Origin of the sequence: Kitasatospora sp. NPDC059803, from assembly GCF_042732255.1 — a bacterium.
Classification (GTDB): Bacteria; Actinomycetota; Actinomycetes; order Streptomycetales; family Streptomycetaceae; genus Kitasatospora.
Map to the genome: position 1 here is coordinate 1 of NZ_JBHWIJ010000571.1, position 1,657 is coordinate 1,657.

Here is a 1,657-nt window from a genome sequence, read left to right on the forward strand (position 1 = left end):
GGTGGTTCCGCGGTGGCGCGCCCCTGGTGGGGGCCCCCGGGGGGGGGGGGGGCCGGGGAGAAATCGAAGGATTACCGATGCGCTCGAACCAGACCGCGACTCCAGCTTCCTACTCCGCTCCATCCTCCTTCGGCGGCCTCGCGCCGGGCGCCTCGGCGGCCCCCGCCGCACGGAGCAAGGCCGCCGGGCCCGTCCTGGCGGGCGCCACCATCGCGATGGGCCTGATGGCGGGCCTGTTCTTCGCCTTCGACGTGTCCGTGATGCCGGGCCTCGCGGCGGGCGACGACCGGACGTACGTGACGGCGATGCAGCACATCAACAAGTCGATCGAGAACGGCATGTTCGGCCTGGTCTTCGTCGGCGCCTTCGTGGCGACGGGCGTGGCGGCCTGGCTCCAGCACAAGGCCGGGCGACGGCAGGCGGCGCTGTGGGCCGCCGGGGCGACGGTGCTCTACGTGGTGGCCCTGATGGTCACCATGGGCGTCAACATCCCGCTCAACAACCAGCTGGCGCAGGCCGGTGACCCGTCCCAGATCACCGACTTCGCGGGCGTGCGCGCCAAGTTCGAGGGCACCTGGGTGGCCACCAACATGCTCCGCACGCTGCTCTGCACGGGGGGCCTGGCGGCCCTGACCCGGGCGCTGGTCCTGCACGGCCGCGCCTCGCGCTGAACGGCCCGGCCCCGCAACGGGGTTGCCGCCCCTGGTGGATCCCCACCGGGGGCGGTCGCCGTGCCCGGTGCCGTGCCCGGCCAGTTCCCGCCGCTCGCCGCTGGTCAACCCGCCGAGCAGCTGGCCGAATTCACCCCCGGCCGGTCGCGGCGGCGGCGCCCTTCGGCGCAGACTGGTCGGTACAGGGCGGTTCCGGCACCAGGGGCAGGGGGCAGGCATGGCCGTACATTCCGGCAGGCGCAGGGCGGTTGGGCGGATTCGGACCGCGATCGGCGCACTCGCCGTCGCCCTGGTGGCGGGAGCGGCGGTCGCGGTGCCGGCCGCACCCGCCGAGGCGGCGGGCGCCAAGGCCGACCAGGGCGGGAAGGTCGTCTACCTCACCTTCGACGACGGCCCCAGCCCCACCTACACGCCGAGGATCCTCGGGATCCTCGCCCGCTACGGTGTGCGCGCGACGTTCTTCGAGATCGGGCAGAACGTCGCCGCCCACCCGGCGCTCACCGGGCAGGTCGCCCGGGCGGGCCACAGCGTGCAGAACCACTCCTGGTCGCACCCTGACCTGCGCCGGCTCTCGGCCTCCGCCGTCAACGCCCAGGTGGCGAACACGGACAAGGCGATCCGCGCCCAGACCGGCCGCACCCCGAGCTGCCTGCGCCCGCCCTACGGTGCGGTCAACGGCGCGGTGCGCTCGCGCGCGGCGGCGCTCGGCAAGCAGGTCGTGCTGTGGTCGGTGGACCCGACCGACTGGTCCCGGCCGGGAACGGCGGCCATCCAGTCCCGGGTGCTGAAGAACGTCCGCCCGGGCTCGGTGATCCTGCTGCACGACGGCGGCGGAGACCGCAGCCAGACCGCAGCCGCGCTGCCGACGATCCTCTCCACCCTCAAGGCGCGCGGGTACACCTTCGGGACCCTCTGCGGCTAGGGCGGGACCCGCCGGAGCCCCCGGATACGCCTTCGAACTCCGGCGCGCGTCGTGGGAGTTCGAA

General features: G+C 74.2%; 2 protein-coding genes. Both read left to right on the forward strand.

Annotation, left to right across the window (positions count from 1 at the left end; translation table 11 throughout):
- Window positions 1–77: 77 nt before the first annotated feature.
- Window positions 78–671, forward strand: a complete 594-nt coding sequence (locus ACFV6I_RS39560) for a DUF1772 domain-containing protein (protein ID WP_063350756.1) — start codon at window positions 78–80, stop codon at window positions 669–671.
- Window positions 672–888: 217 nt separating this feature from the next.
- Window positions 889–1,593: a polysaccharide deacetylase family protein gene (locus ACFV6I_RS39565; protein ID WP_380431139.1), complete on the forward strand. Its 705-nt coding sequence runs from the start codon at window positions 889–891 to the stop codon at window positions 1,591–1,593.
- Window positions 1,594–1,657: the final 64 nt, after the last annotated feature.